The 22,684-nt window shown below is 53.7% G+C and carries 16 protein-coding genes; 8 read left to right on the forward strand and 8 right to left on the reverse strand.

Translation table 11 applies throughout. The features are described from left to right. Positions 1–421: 421 nt before the first annotated feature. Together J2Z70_RS26795 and J2Z70_RS26800 are read right to left on the reverse strand one after the other, a co-directional pair. Entirely contained in the window at positions 422–2,038 is a 1,617-nt protein-coding gene (locus tag J2Z70_RS26795; protein ID WP_209878233.1) for a helix-turn-helix domain-containing protein, read from the reverse strand. After that, positions 2,025–3,830: a sensor histidine kinase gene (locus J2Z70_RS26800; protein ID WP_209878235.1), complete on the reverse strand. Its 1,806-nt coding sequence runs from the start codon at positions 3,828–3,830 to the stop codon at positions 2,025–2,027. Before J2Z70_RS26800 ends, J2Z70_RS26795 begins: the two co-directional genes overlap by 14 nt. A 222-nt stretch (positions 3,831–4,052) precedes the next feature. On the opposite strand from J2Z70_RS26800, the gene J2Z70_RS26805 reads away from it, so the two are divergent. From J2Z70_RS26805 to J2Z70_RS26820, 4 genes are all read left to right on the forward strand, one after another. Then, positions 4,053–5,624, forward strand: coding sequence for an extracellular solute-binding protein (locus tag J2Z70_RS26805; RefSeq protein WP_209878237.1), 1,572 nt, complete (start codon positions 4,053–4,055; stop codon positions 5,622–5,624). 78 nt (positions 5,625–5,702) lie between these two features. Further along, positions 5,703–6,611, forward strand: coding sequence for an ABC transporter permease (locus J2Z70_RS26810; RefSeq protein WP_036723142.1), 909 nt, complete (start codon positions 5,703–5,705; stop codon positions 6,609–6,611). A 24-nt stretch (positions 6,612–6,635) separates the two neighbouring features. Continuing rightward, complete coding sequence (locus J2Z70_RS26815; protein ID WP_076081038.1) at positions 6,636–7,505, forward strand: carbohydrate ABC transporter permease; 870 nt, start codon at positions 6,636–6,638, stop codon at positions 7,503–7,505. 48 nt (positions 7,506–7,553) lie between these two features. Next, on the forward strand, positions 7,554–9,758 hold the full coding sequence (locus J2Z70_RS26820; RefSeq protein WP_209878238.1) for an alginate lyase family protein: 2,205 nt from the start codon (positions 7,554–7,556) through the stop codon (positions 9,756–9,758). Positions 9,759–9,806: 48 nt separating this feature from the next. Here J2Z70_RS26820 and J2Z70_RS26825 read toward each other — a convergent pair whose 3' ends face one another. From J2Z70_RS26825 to J2Z70_RS26845, 5 genes are all read right to left on the reverse strand, one after another. Next, positions 9,807–10,598: a hypothetical protein gene (locus J2Z70_RS26825; RefSeq protein WP_209878239.1), complete on the reverse strand. Its 792-nt coding sequence runs from the start codon at positions 10,596–10,598 to the stop codon at positions 9,807–9,809. Beyond that, positions 10,595–11,596 carry an ABC transporter substrate-binding protein gene (locus J2Z70_RS26830; RefSeq protein WP_209878240.1) on the reverse strand — a complete coding sequence of 334 codons (1,002 nt, stop codon included), beginning with the start codon at positions 11,594–11,596 and terminating at the stop codon, positions 10,595–10,597. Before J2Z70_RS26830 ends, J2Z70_RS26825 begins: the two co-directional genes overlap by 4 nt. Positions 11,597–11,677: 81 nt before the next feature. Then, positions 11,678–13,315: an AraC family transcriptional regulator gene (locus J2Z70_RS26835; RefSeq protein ID WP_209878241.1), complete on the reverse strand. Its 1,638-nt coding sequence runs from the start codon at positions 13,313–13,315 to the stop codon at positions 11,678–11,680. Between the two features lie 124 nt (positions 13,316–13,439). Further along, entirely contained in the window at positions 13,440–14,462 is a 1,023-nt protein-coding gene (locus J2Z70_RS26840; protein ID WP_209878242.1) for a substrate-binding domain-containing protein, read from the reverse strand. A gap of 117 nt (positions 14,463–14,579) precedes the next feature. Further along, the gene (locus tag J2Z70_RS26845; RefSeq protein ID WP_076081055.1) at positions 14,580–15,356 is read right to left on the reverse strand and encodes a polysaccharide deacetylase family protein; all 777 of its coding nucleotides are present in this window, start codon (positions 15,354–15,356) and stop codon (positions 14,580–14,582) included. Between the two features lie 192 nt (positions 15,357–15,548). Here J2Z70_RS26845 and J2Z70_RS26850 point away from each other — a divergent pair, with 192 nt between their 5' ends. Next, positions 15,549–16,958 carry a deoxyguanosinetriphosphate triphosphohydrolase family protein gene (locus J2Z70_RS26850; protein WP_209878243.1) on the forward strand — a complete coding sequence of 470 codons (1,410 nt, stop codon included), beginning with the start codon at positions 15,549–15,551 and terminating at the stop codon, positions 16,956–16,958. A gap of 229 nt (positions 16,959–17,187) precedes the next feature. Further along, positions 17,188–18,972, forward strand: coding sequence for a methyl-accepting chemotaxis protein (locus tag J2Z70_RS26855; protein WP_209878244.1), 1,785 nt, complete (start codon positions 17,188–17,190; stop codon positions 18,970–18,972). An 880-nt stretch (positions 18,973–19,852) separates the two neighbouring features. Here J2Z70_RS26855 and J2Z70_RS26860 read toward each other — a convergent pair. After that, on the reverse strand, positions 19,853–20,809 hold the full coding sequence (locus J2Z70_RS26860) for a D-2-hydroxyacid dehydrogenase (RefSeq protein ID WP_209878245.1): 957 nt from the start codon (positions 20,807–20,809) through the stop codon (positions 19,853–19,855). A 90-nt stretch (positions 20,810–20,899) separates the two neighbouring features. Here J2Z70_RS26860 and thpR point away from each other — a divergent pair, with 90 nt between their 5' ends. Continuing rightward, positions 20,900–21,505 carry an RNA 2',3'-cyclic phosphodiesterase gene (gene thpR / locus J2Z70_RS26865; RefSeq protein ID WP_209878246.1) on the forward strand — a complete coding sequence of 202 codons (606 nt, stop codon included), beginning with the start codon at positions 20,900–20,902 and terminating at the stop codon, positions 21,503–21,505. A gap of 83 nt (positions 21,506–21,588) precedes the next feature. After that, positions 21,589–22,491, forward strand: a complete 903-nt coding sequence (locus J2Z70_RS26870; RefSeq protein WP_209878247.1) for a cell wall hydrolase — start codon at positions 21,589–21,591, stop codon at positions 22,489–22,491. Positions 22,492–22,684: the final 193 nt, after the last annotated feature.

Raw genomic sequence — 22,684 nt, forward strand, 5'->3', positions numbered from 1 at the left:
ATCGAAAAACCGACCACATTCGGCGTTGCGCGGGCGCGTGGAGCAAATGTAATCGAAAAACCGACCATAATGTGCGTTGCGGAGGCACGTGGGCCAAATGTAATCGAAAAACCGACCACATTGGGCGTGACGGAGGCGCGTGGAGCAATGTAATCGAAAAACCGACCACATTCGGCGTTGCGCGGGCGCGTGGAGCAAATGTAATCGAAAAACCGACCATAATGTGCGTTGCGGAGGCACGTGGGCCCAATGTAATCGAAAAACCGACCACAATGGGACCGGGGGCGGCACGTAGGCTAAAAGTAATCGAAAAACCGACCACATTGGGCGTGACGGAGGCGCGTGGATCAAATGTAATCGAAAAACCGACCACAATCGGCTGAAGAGTATCCATGCTGTTCTCGCGGTTTAGTTCCTGTATCTATATACTTTGAGTTCCCTGCCGGCGGTAATCCGAGGGGGAGACGCCGGTCTCCTTCTTGAAGATCCGGTTGAAGGACCGGTAATTCTCGAAGCCGATGGATTCGGAGATTTCGAAGGTTTTGTGGTCGGTGGTGAGCAGCAGCAGCTTGGCCTGTTCGATCCGCAGGCGGGTCAGGTATTGGACAAAGCTCTCGCCGACGGCCTTCTTGAACATGGAGCTGAAGTAGGGCACGCTGTAATTGATCGAAGCGGCCAGCTCCTCCAGCTTGTAGGGATAGCTGAGATCTTCGCGCATCTGTTGAATGATACGTGTGATGGAGGCATCGATCTTCCGGCCGCCCTCCTGAAGCTGCTGAAGCTTGCGGAAATGATCGCAGGTGATCTCATGTACAGCGTTGAATGTCTGGCACAGCTCGATTTGTACACGCAGCTCTGCTTCGAGATCCGCCCCGCCTTCCGCCCCAATAACGTTATGGCTCATATCCAGAAAGACTCGCAGATATAGGGACTTGATCTGCTCCGGGTCCCAGGCTTGCTCCATCGCCTGACGGTGCAGGGATTGGCGCTCCTGCTCCAGAGCTGCCGTGCTGAGATGCGGCTCCAGCAGCGCTTTCTTCAGCACCTTGCTCCAGAAGCGGCTCTGCGGCTCAGGAATCCGCTGGAAGCTGGAGAGTTGCCCCCACTCCCCAATGCCGATAAGCTCATTGCAGCGGTAAAAGAACGGATACGGCGCTGAAGCCAGCCGCTTCAGCACCTCCGGCCGCTCCTCCAGTCCCTGGTCGAAGCTGCACAGCAGGGCGATGCAGCTCATCCGGAGATTCGCGGCCAGGGACTCCAGCACCTGCTCCAGGAAGCGGGGTCTCTCCGTCTTCAAGCTGTCGGTATACAGGGCAAGGAACCGCCCTTTGTCGAGGGCGATAACCTTATGCGGGCCTATGCTGCCGAGCAGCTCCTTCAGCACGTTCACCCCTGCGAATTGCCACAGCTTCAGCTCCTCCAGCTGGTCGATCGGGAAGCGCAGGGAGTTGCGGTCCAGCTCCAGCAGCAGGGTCATGAAGCCCTGGCCGTGAAGCGGGAGCTGCGAGTCCGCAAGACTGCGCAGCCATTTGGCTTCAGCCGCCGGGCTGCGCAGCATGTCGAGGAACAGGCTCTGCTCGATCTCGACTTCGCTCAGGCGGACCTGCTGCTCCAGCTGCAGATAATTGTCCCTCGTCTCGCCGCGTGAATCCGCCAGAACCGCCAGCTCCTCCATCGTCCGGGTCAACAGGCCCGGATCGGAGAGACAGTCATCCTTAATCAGATAGGAAGCCGCCTTCAGATGAATGGCCTGCTGGGCATAGTGGAAATCCTGATGACAGGTCAGGATAATGATCTGCGGGGCAGGTGCCCCGCTCCGTTCGATCTCGCGCAGCATCTCCAGCCCGTTCATGCCCGGCATTGTAATGTCGGTAACAATCAGCTCCGGCTTATGCTTCAGGAACAGCTCCAGCCCGTCCCGGCCATCCTCAGCTTCGCCGACAAGGGTGAACAGGTCAGCGCGCTCTTCAATGAAATGCCGGAAGACCGTTCTTGCCGGAATCTCGTCCTCCACAAGGACAACTCTATAGTGATTCATGATGTTCCTCCTTAATCAGAACGTTCCCGGACGGCAGCAGCATGCGGATGGTCAAGCCTTCGCCCGGAGCGCTGGTGAGCAGGATCTGTGTCTCCGCCCCGAACAGCAGCTTCATACGCATCCATACATTCTGCAGTCCGATGTTCTCGGCAGACTCTTCCTGCTGGAGATGGAGCTGCAGCTTCCTCAGCTCAGCCTCTTCCAGACCGTTCCCGTCGTCCTCGACTTGTACAATAATATGGCTCCCGCCGGGACTTCTGTATACGCGCACACGGATATGCCCTTCCGGTGCCTTGCGCGGGAGAATGCCGTGGAACACGGAGTTCTCAATCAGCGGCTGCAGACCCAGCTTCGGAATCATCATGCCCCGCAGCGGCTCCTCAATCTCAGCCTCCAGATGAATCTGGCATTTGTAGCGCATATTCAGCAGCCCGACATAATCCGCCAGATAATCAAGCTCCTGCTGGAGCTGCACCGTCTGCTCGAAATTCTCCATCGAATACCGCAGCAAGGCCACCAGCCTTCCCATCAGGGAGTTGATCTTCTCATAATCCTTCATCATGGCGAACATACGGATCGTATTGAGGGTATTGTACATGAAATGGGGGTTGATCTGCGACTGCAGCGCCCGAATCTCCAGCTTGCGCTTCAGATCCTCCGAATCATGCAGGTCTGCCAGCAGATCCTGTATGCGGACAGCCATGGTATTGAGCATCCGGCCCAGATCCCCGATTTCATTATTGGCGAAATGGGTGACCCTGGCATCGAAATTCCCTTTTTTCAGAGCATCGACCTGCCGCTTCACAGCCTGTAGAGGCCGGTAGAGCTGATACCCGAAGCCGACCACACAGAGCGCCCCCAGACAAGCCAGAATGAGCAGAAAATAAGTGACCGTCCGGCGGATAATCTCGGCGCTGGCCGTCAGCTCCTTGGACGGAATCTCTGAGAGCACGATCCACTTGTCGTAGGTGGAGGTCTGCTTGACAGAGACAATAGAGGAGCCTGCCGCGAACTGATCCGGGCGCTTCAGCTCCTTCCAGCGCCCCAGAATCTCCTGAACCCGCTGCTTATCCGCCTGCTTATCCAGCTTGCTGGTCGTGGCAATGGTCAGGCCGTCTTCCGTCAGCAGGGAGATAGAGCCCTCGCTCCCAAGCTGAATATTCTCAATCTGCTGCTGGTATTGGCTGTTATTCATGGAGATCAGCAGCACGCCCTTCAGGTCCTTATATAAGTCGAAGGGAACGCGTGAGATATAATAGGTAGACGAATTCAGAATAGCCAGCTCAGGCAGCGAATGCTTGTCCAGAAAAAGATTCGGCCGTCCCGAAGCCAGATACGCTTCAATCAGCGGCCGGTACGGGGACTCCTCCAGCATGGCCGGGGCTTCCGTGGAGGAGAGAACCTCTCCTGTAACGGCGGAATAGACCTGTAGGCCCTCCACATTCCCGATGATGGCGGACGCGCCGCTGAGCACGGAGATCAGATCCTTTTTGCGGACCACCTCTTCAAAATATTGGGCAGAAGGCGATACCAGCGCGCTCTGAATGGACGAGATCCGCGAATATTGCTCGCTGAGCTCCCGCAGCCGGGTCATGGTTAATTCAATCCGGTCCACGACCTGATTGACGAGCTGGGCATTCAGGCGGTTCACCTGCTGCTCCACGGTCGTGCTGGATACGCTTACAGAAATAAAGGACAGCACAATCAGCGGAACCACCGAGATGGCGAACATGACGACAATCATCTTAATATAGAAGCTCCGCCGCAAAAAGCTGAAAAAGGGTGAATTCATAGCGTCACATCCGTTAAGGGTTTTGGACTACGGATACCGGGCAGGCTATCCTAAACAGATTATAGTACATTGGCGGACATGGAGATACCTGCGGCCCGGCAAATCTTAAAAATGGTGACACTTTGGCTGGAATCCGGCATGTTCTTAAGCTCCGGCGTCTTCTATAATCCAAAGTGTAAGCACGATGTAAACGCAATCAATACAAGCAAACGGGGGATGACAATGAATATTACAAAAAAGCTTGTACCGCTTGTAGCTTCGGCGGCGTTGATGGTAACTGCACTGGCGGGCTGCGGCGGCGGTAATAATTCAGCGGCAGGCAGCACAGCGGCACCGGAAGGCAGTACACCAAGCGGTGCGGCTAGCAAGCCGGCCAGCATCAAGGCCATGACCATTCTTTTCGGCAATCCGCCGGAGATGACGAACAACAAGGCGCTGGAGGATCTGGAGAAGCGCGGCAATGTAGATCTGAACGTAACCTTCGTGCCATCCGAAGCCTATACGGACAAGCTCTCTGTGGCGGTATCGGCCGGAGATTCCTATGATCTGCTGCTGATGGATGGCGGCAAGGACGATAAATTCAACAACCTGGTGAAAATGGGCGCTTTTCATGACCTGACCCCTTACCTTGCGAAGACCAAGAATATCAGCCAGATTGATGAGGTGGTCTGGAATGGTGCCAAGATTGACGGCAAATCGTACGGGATTCCCCGGCCACGCGGTCTGTACGGCGGAGGCGAAGCCAATATTCTGATCCGCAAGGACTGGCTGGATAAATATAATCTGCCGGTTCCAAAGACCATGGATGAGCTGACGAATGCGCTTGCGGTGTTCAAGGAGAAGGACCCGGCAGGCGGCGGCAAAACCATCCCGTTCACGATCTACGGTTCAGACGGTGTGAACAGCCCCGGGCCGTTCTCGGGTGTCCTCCCGATCCAGTATGCCTTTGGCATTCCTAATGTGTGGAAGCTGGACGGCGACAACGTGGTCCGTGATTTCCAGACGCCTGAATACAAGGCATTCCTGGAGTGGCTGAGAGATTCGTGGAGCAAGGGCCTGATCGACAAGGATGCGCCGGTATTGAAGAACCAGGGGCAGGCGCGGAGTAAGTTCCTTGCGGGCACAGCGGGTGCTTTTGTCGGGAATGTCAGTGATATTGTAGAGACCAACGTAGAAAAGCTGAAACAGACGGACCCGAAGGCCGAAATCGCGATTGTCGATGTGCTTGAAGGCGCGAACGGACAGAAGGGTGCTTCTGTACTCTCCGGGTACTACGGACTGTGGGCGGTTCCAAGCTCCGTGCCGGAGGATAAGGTGCAGCAGATTGTAGACTTCCTTGACTTCACGGCCTCTGAAGAGAATGTAGCGTTCTCCAAAGCGGGAGTCACCGGCATCCATTCCAGCGATTTCAAGAATGGGGTTGCGGTGCAGACCGAGGAGCAGAAGAAGCAGTATGAGCTGGATAAGCCGAACAATTTCATCCTGGAGAACCGCGCAGATCCATATGTATACGCCAACTCCAAGGAGCCGGACATCCTGGCGCTGCAAAAGACAACTCTCGATACGATCAGCAAGATCGGGGTGGAGAATCCGTTCCTCAGCTACAACTCACAGTACGCCAGCAAGAATCCGGACAGCTATAAGAAAATGAGTGCGGTAATGACGAAGTATGTGCTGGGCGAGGGAGCCTGGGAGGATGTGCAGAAGGAGATTGATACCTGGACGGAGGGTCCGGGCGTGCAGATCACCAAGGAACTGCAGGACCAGTATAACGCAGAGCATTCCGCGAAGTAATACAACAACACTATATACAGAGGCAAAGGAGGGGGCTTTCCCCTTTCTTTTGCCCATTTGGATAAGGAGGTTTAGCCTGTGCAGAGAGCTTTACGACCCAAACGGTTTCATCAGCTATGGCCTTTTTACTTACTGGCAGCACCGGGTATTCTCTACTTTCTCACCTTTCATTACATTCCGATGACAGGACTCATTCTGGCCTTCAAGGAATACAGCCCGTTTAAGGGCATGATGGACAGTCCCTGGGTGGGGCTGGATAATTTCAGACAGTTTTTCGGAACCTCCGATTTCTATATGTTGCTGAAAAATACGCTGCTGATCAGTCTGCTGAATCTGATCATTTATTTTCCCTTCACGATCCTCCTGTCGCTGCTTCTGAATGAAGTGCGGCTTAAGGTGTTCAAGCGTGTCTCGCAGACCATCGTATATCTGCCCCATTTTCTCTCCTGGGTCGTGATTTACGGGATTACGATTTCCTTCTTCGGGCCTTCGGGCGTCATTAACCATTACCTCGGCCAATGGTTCGACGGCAGCGCTAACTTCCTGGTCAGCAACGAATGGTTCCGTCCGCTGGTCATCTTCCAGTCGATCTGGAAGGATGCGGGCTGGGGCACGATTATCTTCCTGGCGGCACTGGCGGGGATTAACCCTGAGCAGTATGAAGCAGCCAAGGTGGATGGAGCAAGCCGATTGCAGAGCATCTGGCATATCACCCTCCCCGGCATCAAAGGGACCATCGTGATTCTGCTGTTGCTCCGTCTGGGCTCCTCGATGGACTCCAACTTCATGCAGATCTTCCTGATGACCAATAGCCTTAACCTGGATGTCTCCAATGTCTTCGATCTGTTCGTCTACCATGTCGGTCTGGAGCAATTCAATTACAGCTTCGCGATTACCGTAGGCATGTTCAAATCCGTTGCCAGTCTGATCCTGGTCCTCGGGGCCAATTATGCGGCGAAGCTGCTGGGTGAGGAAGGCATATTCTAGAACAAGAACAGGAGTGGAGAGGTTATGAAGCTTAAGGCAACCTGGTTTGACACCATTATTGTAGTCATGATTTGCTTAATCAGCTTGCTGGTTATTCTGCCTTTTCTATATATTATCGCGGTCTCGTTCAGTCCGCCGGGAGATTCGATGGCCGGGAATTTCTTCATCTGGCCCAAGCACTGGACACTGGACGCCTACAGCTATCTGCTGAATGCGAATACGTTCCTGACCTCCGTCAAGAACTCTGTCATTATCACGGCGATGGGCACGGTGCTCAGCTTGTTTGTCTCGATTACACTGGCTTATGCCCTGTCGAAGAAATTTCTGCCCGGCCGCCGGATCATGCTGCTGGTTATTTTCTTCACGATGATCTTTCACGGGGGCATGATTCCGAACTATCTGGTCGTCAAAAATCTGGGTCTGATCGATTCTTACTGGGCGGTAGTGCTTCCGGCAGCCTCCAGTGCTTTCAATATCATGGTCATCCGCTCGTTCTTCCAGAGCCTGCCTGAGAGTCTGGACGAAGCGGCAAGAATAGACGGGGCGGGGGAATTCAGGATTCTCTACTCGATCGTGCTGCCGCTGTCCAAGCCGATTATCGCCACGTTCACCCTGTTCTTCATGGTGCAGTTCTGGAATGAATTCTTCTCGGCGGTTATCTATCTGAATGATACCTCGCGCTGGCCGATTCAACCGCTCTTGCGGCAGATGGTGGCAATCAGCGCCTCCAATATCTCGGCAGAGGCAGCGGTAGATGCCTCGCTTGCGGCCAACCTTGGACCCAATGTCCAGAATGCGGCCATTCTGCTGGCGATGCTGCCTATAGTAATCGTGTACCCGTTCCTGCAGAAGTATTTTGCCAAGGGAGCCATGCTTGGTTCGATTAAGGAATAGACTCAGGCGGAGAGATCCGCGAATATAAAGGTGATGATAGAATTGACTATGGGGTATAAAGATCTGCGGCACAATCCCGCATATACGAAGCCGCAGCTGGCTGCCGGGGAGTTCTTAAGCACAATGCTGGATTTGACCAGACCGGAGCTTGCTGAGGTAGCTGCGAAGCTGGACGTAGGCGATGTCCCCGGTGCACGGGATGCTTATCTAGATGTCATTACATCGGGTAACAACGGGAGATACTACTTTGATGTGAAGGATGTTCCTAAGCTGAAGGCGTACGCCGCCAGCCATTACAGCGGAGAGGAGGAGGCGCAGCAGGATATTGCCGAGGCGGACCGGATTGTGGAGGGAGATATCCCCCTGTTCAAAGGGAAAAGAGTGCTCTTCCGGAACGGAAGCTACGACTGGAACAGCTGGCTGTTCGACAGCTCGCAGTATCAGCTGCATCTGACCCGGTTCGTCTATGTGAAGCGTCTGTCCAGAGCCTACGCGCTGACCGGGGATGATAAATACGCCAAATGCTTCAATGATATGATCAGTCATTTCATTGACGATAACCCTATGCCGGTGGATGGTACGTTCCGGGCGGAGCATTGTAGCTGGGACCCCCTCTCGGCCGGTGTGCGGATGTTCATGCTGCCGGAAGCCTTCATTACCTTCTTCGGCTCTCCGGCCTTCGAGCCTGAGGTGAAGCTGAAGCTGATTCAGTCCTTCCAGCAGCATGGCGAATATGTGCGCAAATACCATGCCAGCGGCGGCAATCATGTCTGCATGCAGCTCCGGGGGCTGACTCAGACGGCGCTGCTTCTGCCGGAGCTGAAGGATTCCGCCGAATGGCTGGAATACGCCGGGCGTAAGCTGCCGGGATACATCCTTGAGAACGTCTACCCCGACGGGGTACAGTTCGAGGGCAGCCCGAATTACCACCTGATCGTCATGCGCGAGCTGTATGAACTGGTGGTTCTGTACCAGAAGCTCGGCATTGATGCCGGAGAATACCGGGAGACGCTGGAGAAGATGTATGTCGTTACGATGCATCTGCTGGCCCCGGACGGACAGCTGGTTAAGTTCGGCGATACCGATGTTCAGGTGCTCAGCGAGCTGCGTAATGTCATGAGCTTGGGCGCTTACCTGTATCAGCGGGGGGACTTCAAGGCGCTGGGGCATGAGCGGCTGCCGTTCTCCCTGCTGTGGAGAATCGGGCCGGAGGCTGCGGCGGAGTATGCTCAGCTGAAGGCTGCAGAGCCTGCGGAGACGGCGGCCTGCTTCCCGGCAGGCGGTTATGTAACCTCGCGCCAGGGCTGGAGTCCTGACGATATGTACATGGCGATGCGGGCAGGTGTCGGGATCGGCGGGCATGCGCATTCCGATGCGCTCAGCCTGGTGCTTTACGCCGGAGGGCGCGAGCTGCTGGCGGATTCAGGTATGGGCTTGTTCGAGTGGAACAAAGAACGTAAATATACAGTCTCGACCCGTGCCCATAACACTGTAGTTGTCGACGGTCAGGACCAGCATGTCCGCAGCTTCCACTGGAATACGCCGCCTACGGCGAGCTGCAGAATCTGGGACACGCAATTTAGTGAAGTCTATGATTATGCTTTTGCAAGCCAGTACGGATATACCCGGTACGAAGATCCGGTGGTTCACTCCCGTAAGGTGCTGTTCGTCAAGAACAGCTATTGGCTGATCGTGGACCTGTTCCAAGCAGAAGGGCAGCACCGCTATGAGCAGTATTTCCACCTGCCGCCGGGTGCAGCAGCCTACGACTCTCTCAGCGGGGAAGTTATCTCGCAGCTGGAGGGGGCCAATCTGCTGCTGAAGCCGCTCCTCTCCGGGCTGGCGGAGGACCGGCTGACGCTGGAGCAGGGCCTGATCTTTAAGCAGGGCCACTACAGCGGGAATCCTGTAATGAAGCGTTCCCTTACCTTGACGGGGAGTGCAGCCATCGTTACCCTGGCCGTTCCGTTCGGAACAGCGAAGCCGCAGGTGAGTGTAGAACGGCTGCCGGTACGGCAGCATGGGGAACTACTCTCCGTACAGGAGGCCACCTCGCTGCGTATCGTCATGGAAGACCGGGTGGATGACATCTGCCTCTATCATAAGAGTGTCGATGTCACCAGCTACCTCGACCATACCGGCAATATAATCTCCGAAGCGCTGCTGCCCCGCAAGACGGAGCCGGAAGGCATCGCGTTTGCCGGAGGCAGCTATAACCGGGATGTTATTGTCAATCGTAGCCTCAAAGAATAGCACAACAGAAAAAAGCAACGCCCATCCCGAACCGGGGATGGGCGTTGCTTAGGTATCCAGTATGCGCCAGCGCTCTTCCGGGGATAGCTTGGGGCAAGTGCTGCAATACTCTCCGGCATCAGGCCCAATCCTGATCCGGTAGGCCAGACAGCAATGCCTGCGCAGATATAAAGAACGGCCGCTTAGCTTTGGATGCTCAACCTTGCGGAACCGCATGGATAATTCATCCGGCTTCTCCGGCTGAAGCAGGGCAGTATAATCCTGGCTGATGATCCGGCCCCGATCCTCAGAGTCCCAGAGTCCCTTGTCCGTATGCAGCCGTCCATACAGGTTATGCAAATTATGTGTAATCAGCGACCACATGACCTTCTCCTTAGCTCCCGTATACCCTGATACAGCCTGGAGCACCTGCCGTAAATGTGTCAGCAGGCAATCCATATAGTCGGCAAGGCAGGCTTGACGGACATCCGAAGAGTTATCAGGCCATTTGTCCGTGGCTGCCGTCTCCGCTTCATACTGCATCATTCCTGCATCCGTTAGCTTGAACCGTAAAGCGCCGGGCAACAGAGAGAGCGGGGTATCGAAGAGAGTGATGGAGGCGGCCAGTCCCATAATCAACACCGAGTACCTTTTGGCAAACAAAGTTCCTACTACAATTCCCGGAGGCTGCCCAAGCTGGAGTGATTGCTGCCCGATAATTAGCTGAAGCTTCGCTTCATCCAATAGATCTTCTGTACTGAACGGAAAAGAATTACTCCGGTTCTCCGTGACCGTCAAGGCAAAATGCTGCTGCATAAAACCTTGTATCCACTGGCTTCCAAAAGGTTCAGCGCTGCTCATGGCTCCATCCATGCCATTATTTCATCAATAATCTCGCCCCGGCCGATCACTCCCCAGCCCTTGAAAAGCCAGAAGGAATCGGTCTCATGAACCTTTCCTCCCTGTACGGCAGGGATGTTCTTCCAGAGTGCGCTCTTCTGCATGTTGTCCAGGAAATCGCGGGCATTCGGGTCCATCTCAAGGACGATGAAATCTGCTCCCAGCTCCGGCGTTTTCTCCAAGGATAAATCCTCTCTCTGCTCTGACGGCGTAAGTGCGGCGGGTTCAAATCCGAGATCCTGGTAAAGGAGTGCATTGGTTGGATGACCTTGCTGTGCGTACACTTGGAGTGTCTTCTCCCGTACACGGAGGTAGGCAAGTTTTTTGTTGTCCAGCACTTTGATTTTCTCGCTGGCCTGGACCGTTTTCTGTTCCAGTTCAGCAATTTTTTCCTTCGCCAGGTCCGTCTTGTCATACATCTCCGCAATGGTTAGCAGATCCTTGGTCCAAAAGGAAGTATCGTCGCCATAATCAAGCCATTCATTTCCAAGAACGATGGTAGGGGCGATTTTGTTCAGTTGCTCATACTTATTCTCGGCCGTCCGGCTCTCAATAAGAATCACATCCGGATCAAGCAAGGTAATGGCCTCAAGGTTGGGATTATCCGCCGAACCTAAGGTTTGTACCCCCTGCAGCTTGTCAGCCAGATAGGGAAGATACTCTCCTCCGTACCGGACCTCAGTGTTCACACCGGAGGGCTTCTCTCCGATAGTCAACAGATGATCTATGTACTCTGCCGAGAGAACAACGATTTTTTCGATTTTGGCCGGAATCACAGCTTCTCCCTTAAGGTGGGCAATCGTGCGTGTGCCCGGTTCCGCAGCCCTCTGATCGCTGGTTTGGGAAGCGGAGGGACTCTGTTCTTCGGAGGCCGGTTGTCCCGCTGTATTGCTGCAAGCGGCCAGTATCAGCAGCAGAACGGCAAGGAGCATGAGCTGGAGGGATTTCAATCGCTTCATTTATTTCTAGTCTCCTTTATGCAATAGATAATAATAATCATTATCATTATGATAGGAGAAAGATACATACTTTTCAATGGATTATAACCCTGTGTTGGCGTGGATAATTCTATCGGCCGGCCTGCTAATCCGGGATGCAACATACGACATGGCCCACTTTCTGCCTGAGGGTCCGAGTGTTTTGAACAACAGATCTCCGGCATCGAATACCCGGGACTGCTTCACTGCATCCAGTGAAGACCATTCTTTGGACGAGAGTAGTGCTTCCAGCCGTTGTCTCGATTCCAGGGTAGGGTCCGCAGCTAAAAAGATGGTTCCCGGGTTATACCGGGGAAGCTCATGAATCTCAAAATCCACTGCTCCCGTCTGCTCACGGGTTGAGGGGGGCGGGCGTAGTCCAAGATCTTGGTATAGGAGAGTTCCTGTCTGATTGGAGGCACCGTACAGGCGGTAGAATTCAGAGCTGACTCTGATAAAAGAAACCGTGGGCAGTACATTCTGGGCTTCCAGCCGTGATCTAAGGAGGTGCTTCTGCTCTGCGTAGCGGTTCATCCAGTCGTCAGCCTGCTGCTCTCTGCCCAGAATACGGGACAACCGGGACAACTGCTGCTCCACATGATCGGTATGCTTAAGGACAACCGTGGGTGCGATGGATTCCAGCAACTCGCCTGGTAACAGGCGGTCACTCCCAATAATCAGATCAGGCTTCACCCGTGCCAGCTCATCATAATTCAACTTGGAACCGTTCAGGCGGACAATTTCCTGCTCCGGCACACCGGGGTGGGGGAGACTATAATTGCTGGATACCCGCTCGCGGTAAGACAGTGCAGCCACCGGCGTCAGTCCAAGTGTCATCAGGTAATCATCCAGACCATAGTAGAGAACAGCAATACGGATATGATTGTTTTTGAGGTAGCTGGCCGGTGCTACACCTTCCGATTTCTTGAATACCCGGCTGAAATAATGCTCGTCCTTATAGCCCACTTCCTTGGCAATCTGCTTGACCCGTTCGGAAGAGAAGAGCAGCTGCTTAGCTCTTTTTATCCGTTCCTCCTGCAAATAGGCCATAGGTGTCTTGTCTGTAAGCTGCTTGAACGCTCTGATGAAATGATTGGTGCTTAAGCCTGCCATTAGAGCCAGTTGCCCAACTTTAAGCTCTTGGTTGTAGTTGTTCTTCATGTGGGCAAGCACAATATCCATCCCTACAGCCTTGTCCTGATCAATACGCTTACTTGGTTGAAGTATCAACGCGAGCAGCTGTTGCAGCCGGTGCTTGGCGTGCATGATTTCCTCCAGGTTACGGGTACGGTGAAAGGAGGTCATTTGCCGGTTGATCTCTGCAGCCTGCGGATGGCCAGATGCTTCAAGCTTCCCGCTAGTTGGAAATTCCGGAGGGTGGAGCTTCTGTTGCCTGTGATTTTTACTAAGCTGGATACAAGAGAAGAAAATGATCATATAACGTAGCGGTTCTGCCGTCAGCGCTTTGCCTTCCACTGAAGTTTCGGGCAACAACAAAAAGAAGTCTCCTTTATTCGCCGAAAGCAGCCTCCCATTTAGGATAATCTGCCCTTTACCTTCTGTAACATAACACAAGGCATGGTGGTGAAGGGTCCTTCGGGGCAAAGCTTCCCCTTCTGCCAATCTTCCGTAATAGCTGTGTACGCTTGAAAAAAACAAGCGCTCCAGTCTGAACGCTGCCTGCGGTATTGTGGATAACATGCGTTCCTCCTCGTTCGGCCGGAAAAATAGCAACTGCTAGATTCGGCAGCAAGATAGCAGCCCAAGAGACTACCGGATGGCAAGGCTCGCAACCGGACATCCCTTGGGCTGGTTTCTATTGGTCTCAAGTCTCGTAAATAATATTGCCCGTCTCACTCAGATCATAGCTGTGAATCGAGCTTAGCTCACTGCGGAAGGCCTCCGAGCGCAGAATATCCAGAATGGCGTTAATCCAGGCTTCATTCTCCGGCTTCTTCACCATGACCAGATCGTAGCGCTCGCGGATCAGCGGAATGAAGTCGATGCCGTCAATGATTTTGGCCGCTTTCTCGGTGCCGATGCCCACATCCGCCCCGCCTCTCGCGACCAGGCTGGCTACTGCCAGATGACTGTTCTCTTCATTAGAGTATCCGTTCAGGCGGGATGACGGAATTCCATGCAGGCGCAGCTGCTCATCCAGCAGCACCCGGGCGCCGGAGCCGCGCTCACGATTGATCAGCGTCACTCCGTCCTGCCGGAGGTCCCCCCAGCTGCGGATGCCCAGCGGATTGCCCTTCTGCACATAGAAGCCTGCGCTGCGTGTTAGCAGATGCACTACAATATAGGAGAAGCCTACGAGCAGCTTGCGGATATAAGGCAGGTTATATTCGCCGCTATCGCCATCCAGCAGATGGGTACTGACAATATCTGATTCGCCCTGATACATGGCGATGAGGCTGTCCAGACTGCCCGCATAGGAACGGAGCGGGCGGGTGGAGGGCAGGGTCCGCTCCAGATGGGTCGCCAGAATATCGAGCGACATATCCTGGCCGGTGATGACTACGTTTATACCGCTGCTCTTCATGCTGTGCGGCGGCGGGGAAGCGAAGGCCTGATAAGGCGCGGCGAACGGGGCCGTCTGCTGCGAGGGCTGTGCCTGCGGCAGTGCAGCTTCGCTCAGCCCGCCCCCGGGCAGCGGATGCGCAGAAGGCCCGCTGTTGCGGGAATTCTGCTTGTACCTCTCCAGATCAGAGAGGTCAACCCGCATCTGTTTGCCGACACGGTAAGAGGGGAGCTCGCCCTTTTTAATGAGATCATAGACCTTGAGCTTGGAGATTTTGAGCAGCCGGGCGATTTCCTCGGTTGTATAGGAAGTATTCTCGGTCATGTATTGTACCCTCCTGGGGGATGGACATCGGCAGATTCACAAATAGCCATATTAGGATAGCCTTATAATGCTCAAGACTACCTTATTTTGTGAACCTGTGCAATCCGGGCAGGCCCCCTAATAGGTCATATGCCGGTCTGTCTTCGCCTGCTGCACATCGGATAGCTGAATCAGCTCCGAGACGGTCACGAACCGGAAGCCCTGCTTCTTCAGCTCAGGCAGAATGATTTTCAATGCTTCCTTCGTCTGCGACGGCCCGTGGACATGGTCGTGGAACAGGACAATATCGCCGCTCTTGGCATTGCGGATCACCCGGCTTGAGATGTTCCAGACGCCTGGGCGGTTCCAGTCGCGGGTGTCCTGATGCCAGGACCACAGAACGGGCTTAAGGCCCATGCTGTTGGACACATCGATCAGCGTCTCGTCATACATGCCGCCCGGCGGTCTGAACAGGCTGCTGTGTCTGCCGGATATCTTCATAATTTCCTTCTCCGTCAGCGCAAGCTCCTCCTGAATCTGCTCCCCGGAGATTGGCCTTTTGAAATAGACATGATTATAGGTATGGTTCGCCAGCTCATGTCCTTCATTAATCACGCGTCTGGCGACATCGGGATAAGCGGCGATCCGCTTGCCAATCGCAAAAAATGTGCATTTCGCTTGATACTCATGCAGCACCTCCAGAATGCCGTCCGTCTCCAGGGGGTCCGGGCCGTCATCGAAGGTCAATGCAATCACCTTCTGGCTGGTGCGCACTTCCCAGATCATATCGCCGCGCTCCTCATAGTAGTAGCGGTTTTTTGCCTTGTTCGGACTGCCCAGGGCCAGATCGGAAGGGCTGTGCATCAGCGCCAGTGCGGCAAGAACTGCGGCGGTCAATCGGGTGGCTGTTCTCATGGCTCTCAAATTCACTCCACACTTGTTTTTATAAGCGGTTCTTGCTGCTTAAGTCTTAGAATGCTCTATCCCCCTTGGTTGCTATGCATTTATAGCAGCCCGCAGGGCGATTTGCATTTTAGAGTGAAAGTTCCGGCAGAAATGACTTATAATAAGTTACTAAATACAGATCAAGGAATAGGGGCGGCGGAGATGACACTGATTGAACAAAGAGAGCATAGACAATATCCCGAAATCACGAAGCTGGAGACCTCCAGAGCCGCATATGAACGCGACTATTCGCGTCTGATCCATTCGCCGACCTTCCGGCGGCTGCAGGGCAAATCGCAGGTGTTCGGGGCCGGAACCGGGGATTACTACCGGACGCGCCTGACCCACTCGCTGGAGGTGGCGCAGATTGCCCGCGAAGCGGCCAAGAGTCTGCTGCGTTCTTACCCGGAAGTAGAGACAGGAGCGGCGGAGAATCCGGGCCTGGTCATTGATCCCGAGGTAGTGGAATGTGCGGCAATCGCCCATGACTTCGGACATCCCCCATTTGGGCATAAGGGAGAAGAGGTGCTGGACAGCCTGCTGGAGAAGCTGGTGACCCGCAAGACGGTGGAGGCAGTGGCCAAGTCAGGGGCAGGTCCGGTTCAGCAGCAGACGATTCATGAGAGCATGAAGCGCAAATATGAGCATTTTGAAGGGAACGCCCATAACTTCCGCCTGATTATGTTCCTGGAGAAGCGCGAGAATATCGACGGTCTGAACCTCTCGGACGCGGTGCTGCTAGGCATTAACAAATATCCTTTTCCCGGGACGGTGCTGAAGAAGGGGATGTATCTGCACGAATGGGAGTATATCCATGAGATCCGCACCCAGTGGGGAATTCCGGCAGGCAAAAAGACGCTGGAAGCGCAGCTGATGGACCTGTGTGACGATATTGCTTATTCGGCGCATGATCTGGAGGACGGCATCAAGGCCGGTAAGATTGAGGTACATGAGCATTTCCTGCATGACGACTATATCCAGCGGCTGATTGTGGAGAAGATCACTACGCTTGAGGATGCCTTCTGGTCCGGCTGGAACAAGTCGGCGATCCGCTTCAAGGTGGAGGAGGTGCTGAGTTCATTCCTGCGGGTCTGGAAGGAGAAGATGCCTACCTGTGAGAATGACTATTCCCGCACCCGCCGTGAAGTCAAGGCCTATTGGGTCAGTACCTTTGTCGCCAGCCTTGGCGTGATCGGGGACGGGGACTGGAAGAAGGTTACCTTCATTAAGGAAGGCAAGGAGGATGAGGATATGCTGCGGACCGTCAGTGTGCTCAAAAGCTTCGCCTGGGTAACGATGATCCGCGATTTGCGCGTACAGCGTCTGCAGAAACGGAGCGAGTGGATACTGCGGCGGCTGTGGGAGGCATTCCTTGATCCCGAGACCTCCCGGAGCATTATCCCTTCGGACTGGCTGCAGCGGTTCGAGAAGGATCAGAAGTCGGCCAAGCCGATCTGGACCTGGGAGCATATGGTGACCGATTATATCGCCGGAATGACCGATGCTTTTGCCGAGAAAATCTACAATGAGCTGTACGGGCTGAAGGTCGGTTCGATATACGATCTGGATTAGACCTATACTGGATTAGACCTATATTAGACCTATATATGTAGAGCCTTTACCTGTCCGCCGTTTGGGCTGGCAGGTAAAACCTTACATCGAGAGAAACATGTAAATTTTTAACCGACTGTTGCCGACATAGTAAATGTAACCTATTTTTTTTTGCTTTTTTTATGAAAATAAATGAAATCAGATGGAAAATGGTGTAAACATCCAGATATTATCAAGGGGGCACACAGGTGTGGGTATAGGTCAGCGACTGAAGGATCTGTTAGGAAAAGGGAGGAAAGGAGCAGACAAGGAGCAGCAGGCAAGTCTGTTCCGGGGCAGAAAAAGCATCGGCTCCAAGATAGCCTACGGTTATGCGGCTCTGGCTGTATTCGTTATCATCAGCGGCGTGGTTTCGCTCTATCAAATGAACAATATGCAGAAGAACACCGGGAACATCATTAAAAATATCATTCCCGAGCTGAACAAAATTCACAATGTCAATTACCTTACAGAGCATGTTATGGCTCTTAGCTTGCAGCATATCCTGAGCACTGATAACGCGGACAAAAACGCGCTTGCGGAAGAACGGTCCAAATTCATCGGCATAGTAGCGGATACTTTTAAGGAATATAAAGCCAATCTGAAAGGAGAGCAGGAGCTGAAGCAATTACAGTCGCTCGTCGGGAAATGGGGCGAGTTCCTGACTGTCAACAATCAGGCGATCCTGCTCAGCAGCTCGAATGACGAGAAATTAGCCCTGGAGGTATCGCGGAAAGGGATTGACGCTTTTAATTCCATGCAGGTAGATCTGGATGCACTGGTGGCGCACAGCCAGAAGGATGCTGAGGATGAGGGCAAAACTTCTGCGAGTATTTTCAATACCGCCGGGAGAATGAATATTGCGACTGTGCTGATTGTCCTGATCGTTATCGGTCTGGTGAACATGTTCGTCCGCAGAACGATCATCAATCCGCTGAAGAAAGTAACAGCGCAGCTGCAGCAGATCTCGAGCGGGGATCTGACGGCGGAAGAGACGCTGATCCGCAACAAGGACGAGATTGGCCTGCTGGCCAAGACCGTGAATGAAACGAACCGCACGCTGCTGGAAATGGTCAGCCGGATCAGAAATGTATCCAGGGTCATTACGGAGCAGGGTGATGAGCTGATGCATACAATTGCTGAAACCAAGGAAGGCAGCAGCCAGATTGCGCTGACGATGGAAGAGCTGGCCACAGCCTCTGGAAGCCAGGCCGAAGCAGCGGTGGATGCCTCCAAGGCGGTGGAGGAGCTGAACACGTTAATTGAGAATTTTGCCGCCAGAGGTACGGATCTCTCCAATCATTCAGAGCAGGTACGGCAAAAGGGTGAAAAGGGCCGGGCGCTCATGGAAAGCTCCGTGGCGCAGATGAACGAGATTGCCGATACGGTCTCGCAGTCTATGGACACCGTAGAAGAGCTGAACCGCAAGAATGAAGGTATCTTCCATCTGGTGGGGGCCATACGAAGCATCTCGGAGCAGACCCATCTGCTGGCGATCAATGCCGCTATTGAAGCCGCACGGGCGGGTGACAGCGGACGCGGCTTCGCCGTTGTCGCACAGGAGGTGCGGAAGCTGTCAGAGGATGTGCAGCAGACGGTCTCGGAGATTACAGAGATTACGCAGGGTATCCAGCTCGACTCCAGAACCATGGTAGAGCAGCTGCGCGGCGGAGTAGCCAAGACGGAGCAAGGCAGCCGGCAGATTGTCGAGACCGGTGATGCGCTGGCTGAGATCAACGGCTCGGTCCGCATGATGGCGGTGACTATCGACGAGATGAGCCAGGATCTGCAGCAAATGACCGGTGCCAGCGAGACCATGAACGAGTTCAGCCAGCATATCTCGGCACTCTCCCAGCAAGCGGCGGCAGGTGTCGAAGAGACCTCTGCTTCTGCGCATGAGCAGCTCAGCTCAACCACCGCTGTGGCTAACGGCATCGCGGAGCTGAAGCTGCTGCTTGCGGAGCTCCGGGAGTCGGTGACCCGCTTTAAGGTGTGAGGGGGATAGATTGAACTTAAAGGCTTCTGGGCGGCGATGCCGGCCGTAACTGCGGTGATATTTGGTCTTACGGCCGCTGTTGTTCCCGGATTTCTTGGATTGAACCGCAGTAGCGGTTGAAATCCGGGAACAAAGGCGGACGCTATCGCTCCTACAGTTCCAAATATCCCCTCCGTTACTCTCATCTAGCTCTGGTTACTTCAAGTTCAATCGATTTAGTGATTGAAGTAAATAAAGAGCCTCTGCTTAGTTCAGCAGAGGCTCTTTATTGTGCTTGAATTCGTGAATTCGTGAATCACTGAATGAACTGAATTGCTGAAATTAGTTGAAAGAGTTGAACGAGCTGGGCATTTATCGACATGTGGGTGCTGGTGATGCTAATACTGATGTTGGTGCTAATGCTAATGAGTTCGCTTAGAATCCTGCACAATTTGCAACATTTACCTGATCAATATGAGGTGAATGAGGGATTGTTGCACAAATGTCAGTAATTCTTGTCCAGTTGCCCGATGAAGGGAACAATTCCTGCATTTCATGCAACAATCCTCACGAATAGCCCAAATTGGCGGTACACGAGTTGCAATATGTGCAACATTTGGCGGAGGGGACCGTTAGAACTCTAAACTGTGAGTCTGCGAGTTAACAAACTTGCCATTACGCAACCCACCCACTAGCTCGCCAACGTGCTAAGCTACGGTCTGCCTGCCAACCCACTAGCTCGCCAACCCACCAACGCATCAAGCTACGGTCTGCCAACCCACCCACTAGCTCGCCAACATGCCAAGCTACGGTCTGCTAACCAACCATAGCTCGTCCACCACCAACACACAGCCTGCCAACCAAATAGTCCGCCACTCGCCAGCTCAACCGCCCAAGCCCCCTAATACTGGCGGCTATAATCCACCAGATTGCGCGAAGGCTTGCCGGATTCCAGGTAGGCCTTCATGTTCTCCACGAAGATGTCAACCACCCGGTCGGCATAGCGGTCGGTTACCCCGGCACAGTGAGGGGTGATGATGACCTGCTCCATGCCCCAGAGCGGGTGGTCCTCCGGCAGCGGCTCGGTCTCGAAGACATCGAGGCCCGCACCGGCCAACTGGCCGCTGTTCAGTGCAGCGATCAGGTCCTCCGTATGCGTGGTGACGCCGCGGCCAATATTAATATAGTAGGCCCCCTGCTTGCAGGCGGAGAAGACCTCAGCATCGAACAGCCCGCGCGTTTCGTCGGTGAGCGGCAGCGTGTTGACTACGAAGTCTGCTTCGCGAACGGAGTCCTTCAGCTCCCTGGTGGTGAAGATCTGGTCGAAGCCGTCCACCGGTCGCCCGGAGCGGCTGACTCCGATCGTCTTCATATGGAAGGCTTGGGCGATTCTGGCGGTCTCGCTGCCGATTGCGCCAGTTCCGGCGATGACGATCGTCTTGCCGGTCAGCTCGCTCTCCTGTCCGTTCGAGCGCCAGCGGCGGTTCTGCTGGTTACGGATGGCTGTGTGCATATTCCGCGTGAACATCAGCATGAAGCTGAGGATGACAGCAGTAATCGGCTGCGCATGCACGCCGCTGGCGTTCGTCAGCTGAATTTCGCGTTCCTTCAAGGCATCCAGCGGAAGCTTCTCTACTCCGGCGGACCAGGCTTGTACCCAGCGGAGCGGTGAGCCCTGGCGCAGCACAGTGTCCCGGATGCCTTTGCCCCAGCCGATAATAATCTCTGCGCCGGAGAGCAGCTCCAGATCAGGGTTCCTGGAATCTCCAAGGGTAAGGGTGTACTCTGGTGCAGCGGCGCGGATCAGTTCCTGTTGAGCAGAGGACAGCTGCTGCATACAAACGATGGATTTAGTCATGATGGTTCCCTCCTGTTCTACATTTCAGTAGAGAAATAGACGATAAGTATAGATAAGCATAACAAATCTGTCTGGAAAGGTGAAATTCGCATGAGCCATTTGGACCCGGAGCAAGAAGTGGAGCGTCTGTTCGTTGCGGTGCCGTTGCCTGATACGCTGCTTGAATATCTGAAGAATGAGTCTGCCCGTGTGTCGTCCGGACTTAAATTTGCCAGATGGACACATTTCAAAGATTTCCATATTACGCTTCAATTTCTTGGAGATACCCCCAGGGAAAATATTCCACCTCTCTATGAGGCGCTCCGGAAGGTTGCGCGTTCAAGTAAAGGCTTTCAGCTGAAGCTCGGCGAATGGGGCACCTTCGGTCTTCCAGACTCGCCAAGAGTGCTCTGGGCCGGGATTTCCGGCGAATTGGAGCCACTGAAGGAGCTGCAGCAAAAGGTAGTTTCAGCGACCCTTCCCCTAGGCTATACCCCAGAGATGCGAACGTACAATCCCCATTTGACAGTAGCCCGCAAATACCGAGGAGAAGATCCGTTTACGCTGGAGCAGCTGGAAAATTTACGGATAGAGAATCAGCCCCCGGGCGAATTACTTCCAGACATAGGCTGGACGGTAGAGGGTTTTGTGGTGTATGCTACCAGGATGCATGCCATTCCTATGTATGAAATGACTGAAAAATTTACATTTTTCTGAATATAAAATCGACAAGAAAGTTTTCAAAGCTTCCATTTTCGGTTACATACAATAGGAATGTGCCGTAAAATAGGAGGTAAAACATGTTGATTTTCAAACAGAGCCGCTATATTGCGCTGCTGGTTGGTGTAATCCTAGTGTCTTTCTCAGCGATAAGTTTGATGAACCCCGAAGGAACTGCTGCTACCGGGGAGAATGTAATAGAAATGGGTAAGCTGAAGTCTGCAAGCCATCAATCGGTTGAGCAGCTTATTCCGCAAGCCGCATCGGTCCTGCACAGGACAAGCCATTCAGCCGGAATCATTACACCCATGCTCTACACCACAGCTGCCAAACCGGTTCATACCTGGACCCGCACGGTGAGTGCAGGATGGTTAAGTCCCGAGAAGCTGCAGCGCAAGGACGCTGTCAAGCCGGCTTCCATTGTGACTAAGCCTAAGGTAACTGTGGTGAAAGCATCGCCGCCAGTGGCGCAAGCGCTGAGGATCGCGGCAACGGGGACGAAGAGTGTGAAATCAAGCAAGGCTGTAACTCAGCAACATCCCCCCGCAACATTGTTCTTCTCCCGGACCAAGCTACTACCCAAGGAGCAGCAAGCTGAAGCTACCTGGAGCTACGCCGTATCCGGAGAAGACCTGCATCTGCTGCAAAAAATCGTCATGGCAGAGGCAGAAGGCGAACCGTACAAGGGCAAGGTGGCAGTTGCCAACGTTGTTCTAAACCGGCTGCGGTCAGCCAATTATCCCGACACTATTAGAGAAGTTATTTATCAGAAAAGGCAGTTCAGTCCTGTGGCTAACGGGCGTCTTAAACGCGTGAAGCCAAATGCGGACAGTATTAAGGCTGTGAATGCAGCGCTTATGGGGGTCAAAGAGGTTACGGATGATACCTATTTCTTCCTGTCACTGACGCTGGCACAGGATCTGACCGTGCATCATTCACGGACATTCGCCAAGACCATCGGCAATCATACCTTTTATAAATAAAAGACTCGCTACACTTCAGACGCTATACGTCTATTCTGAAATATAAGGATTTATATGTTGCACACGATAACTTATCCTTCTATTTCTCGCTGAAACGGTACCATCCTTTAAAAGGACGGCAAAACCGTTTCAACTTGTTACGGCCTTATGTAATGCAAAAACCTCCAGCCCGCAGGATCTATGGGCTGGAGGT

This window comes from Paenibacillus silagei, from assembly GCF_017874735.1.
Classification (GTDB): domain Bacteria; phylum Bacillota; class Bacilli; order Paenibacillales; family Paenibacillaceae; genus Paenibacillus_AQ; species Paenibacillus_AQ silagei.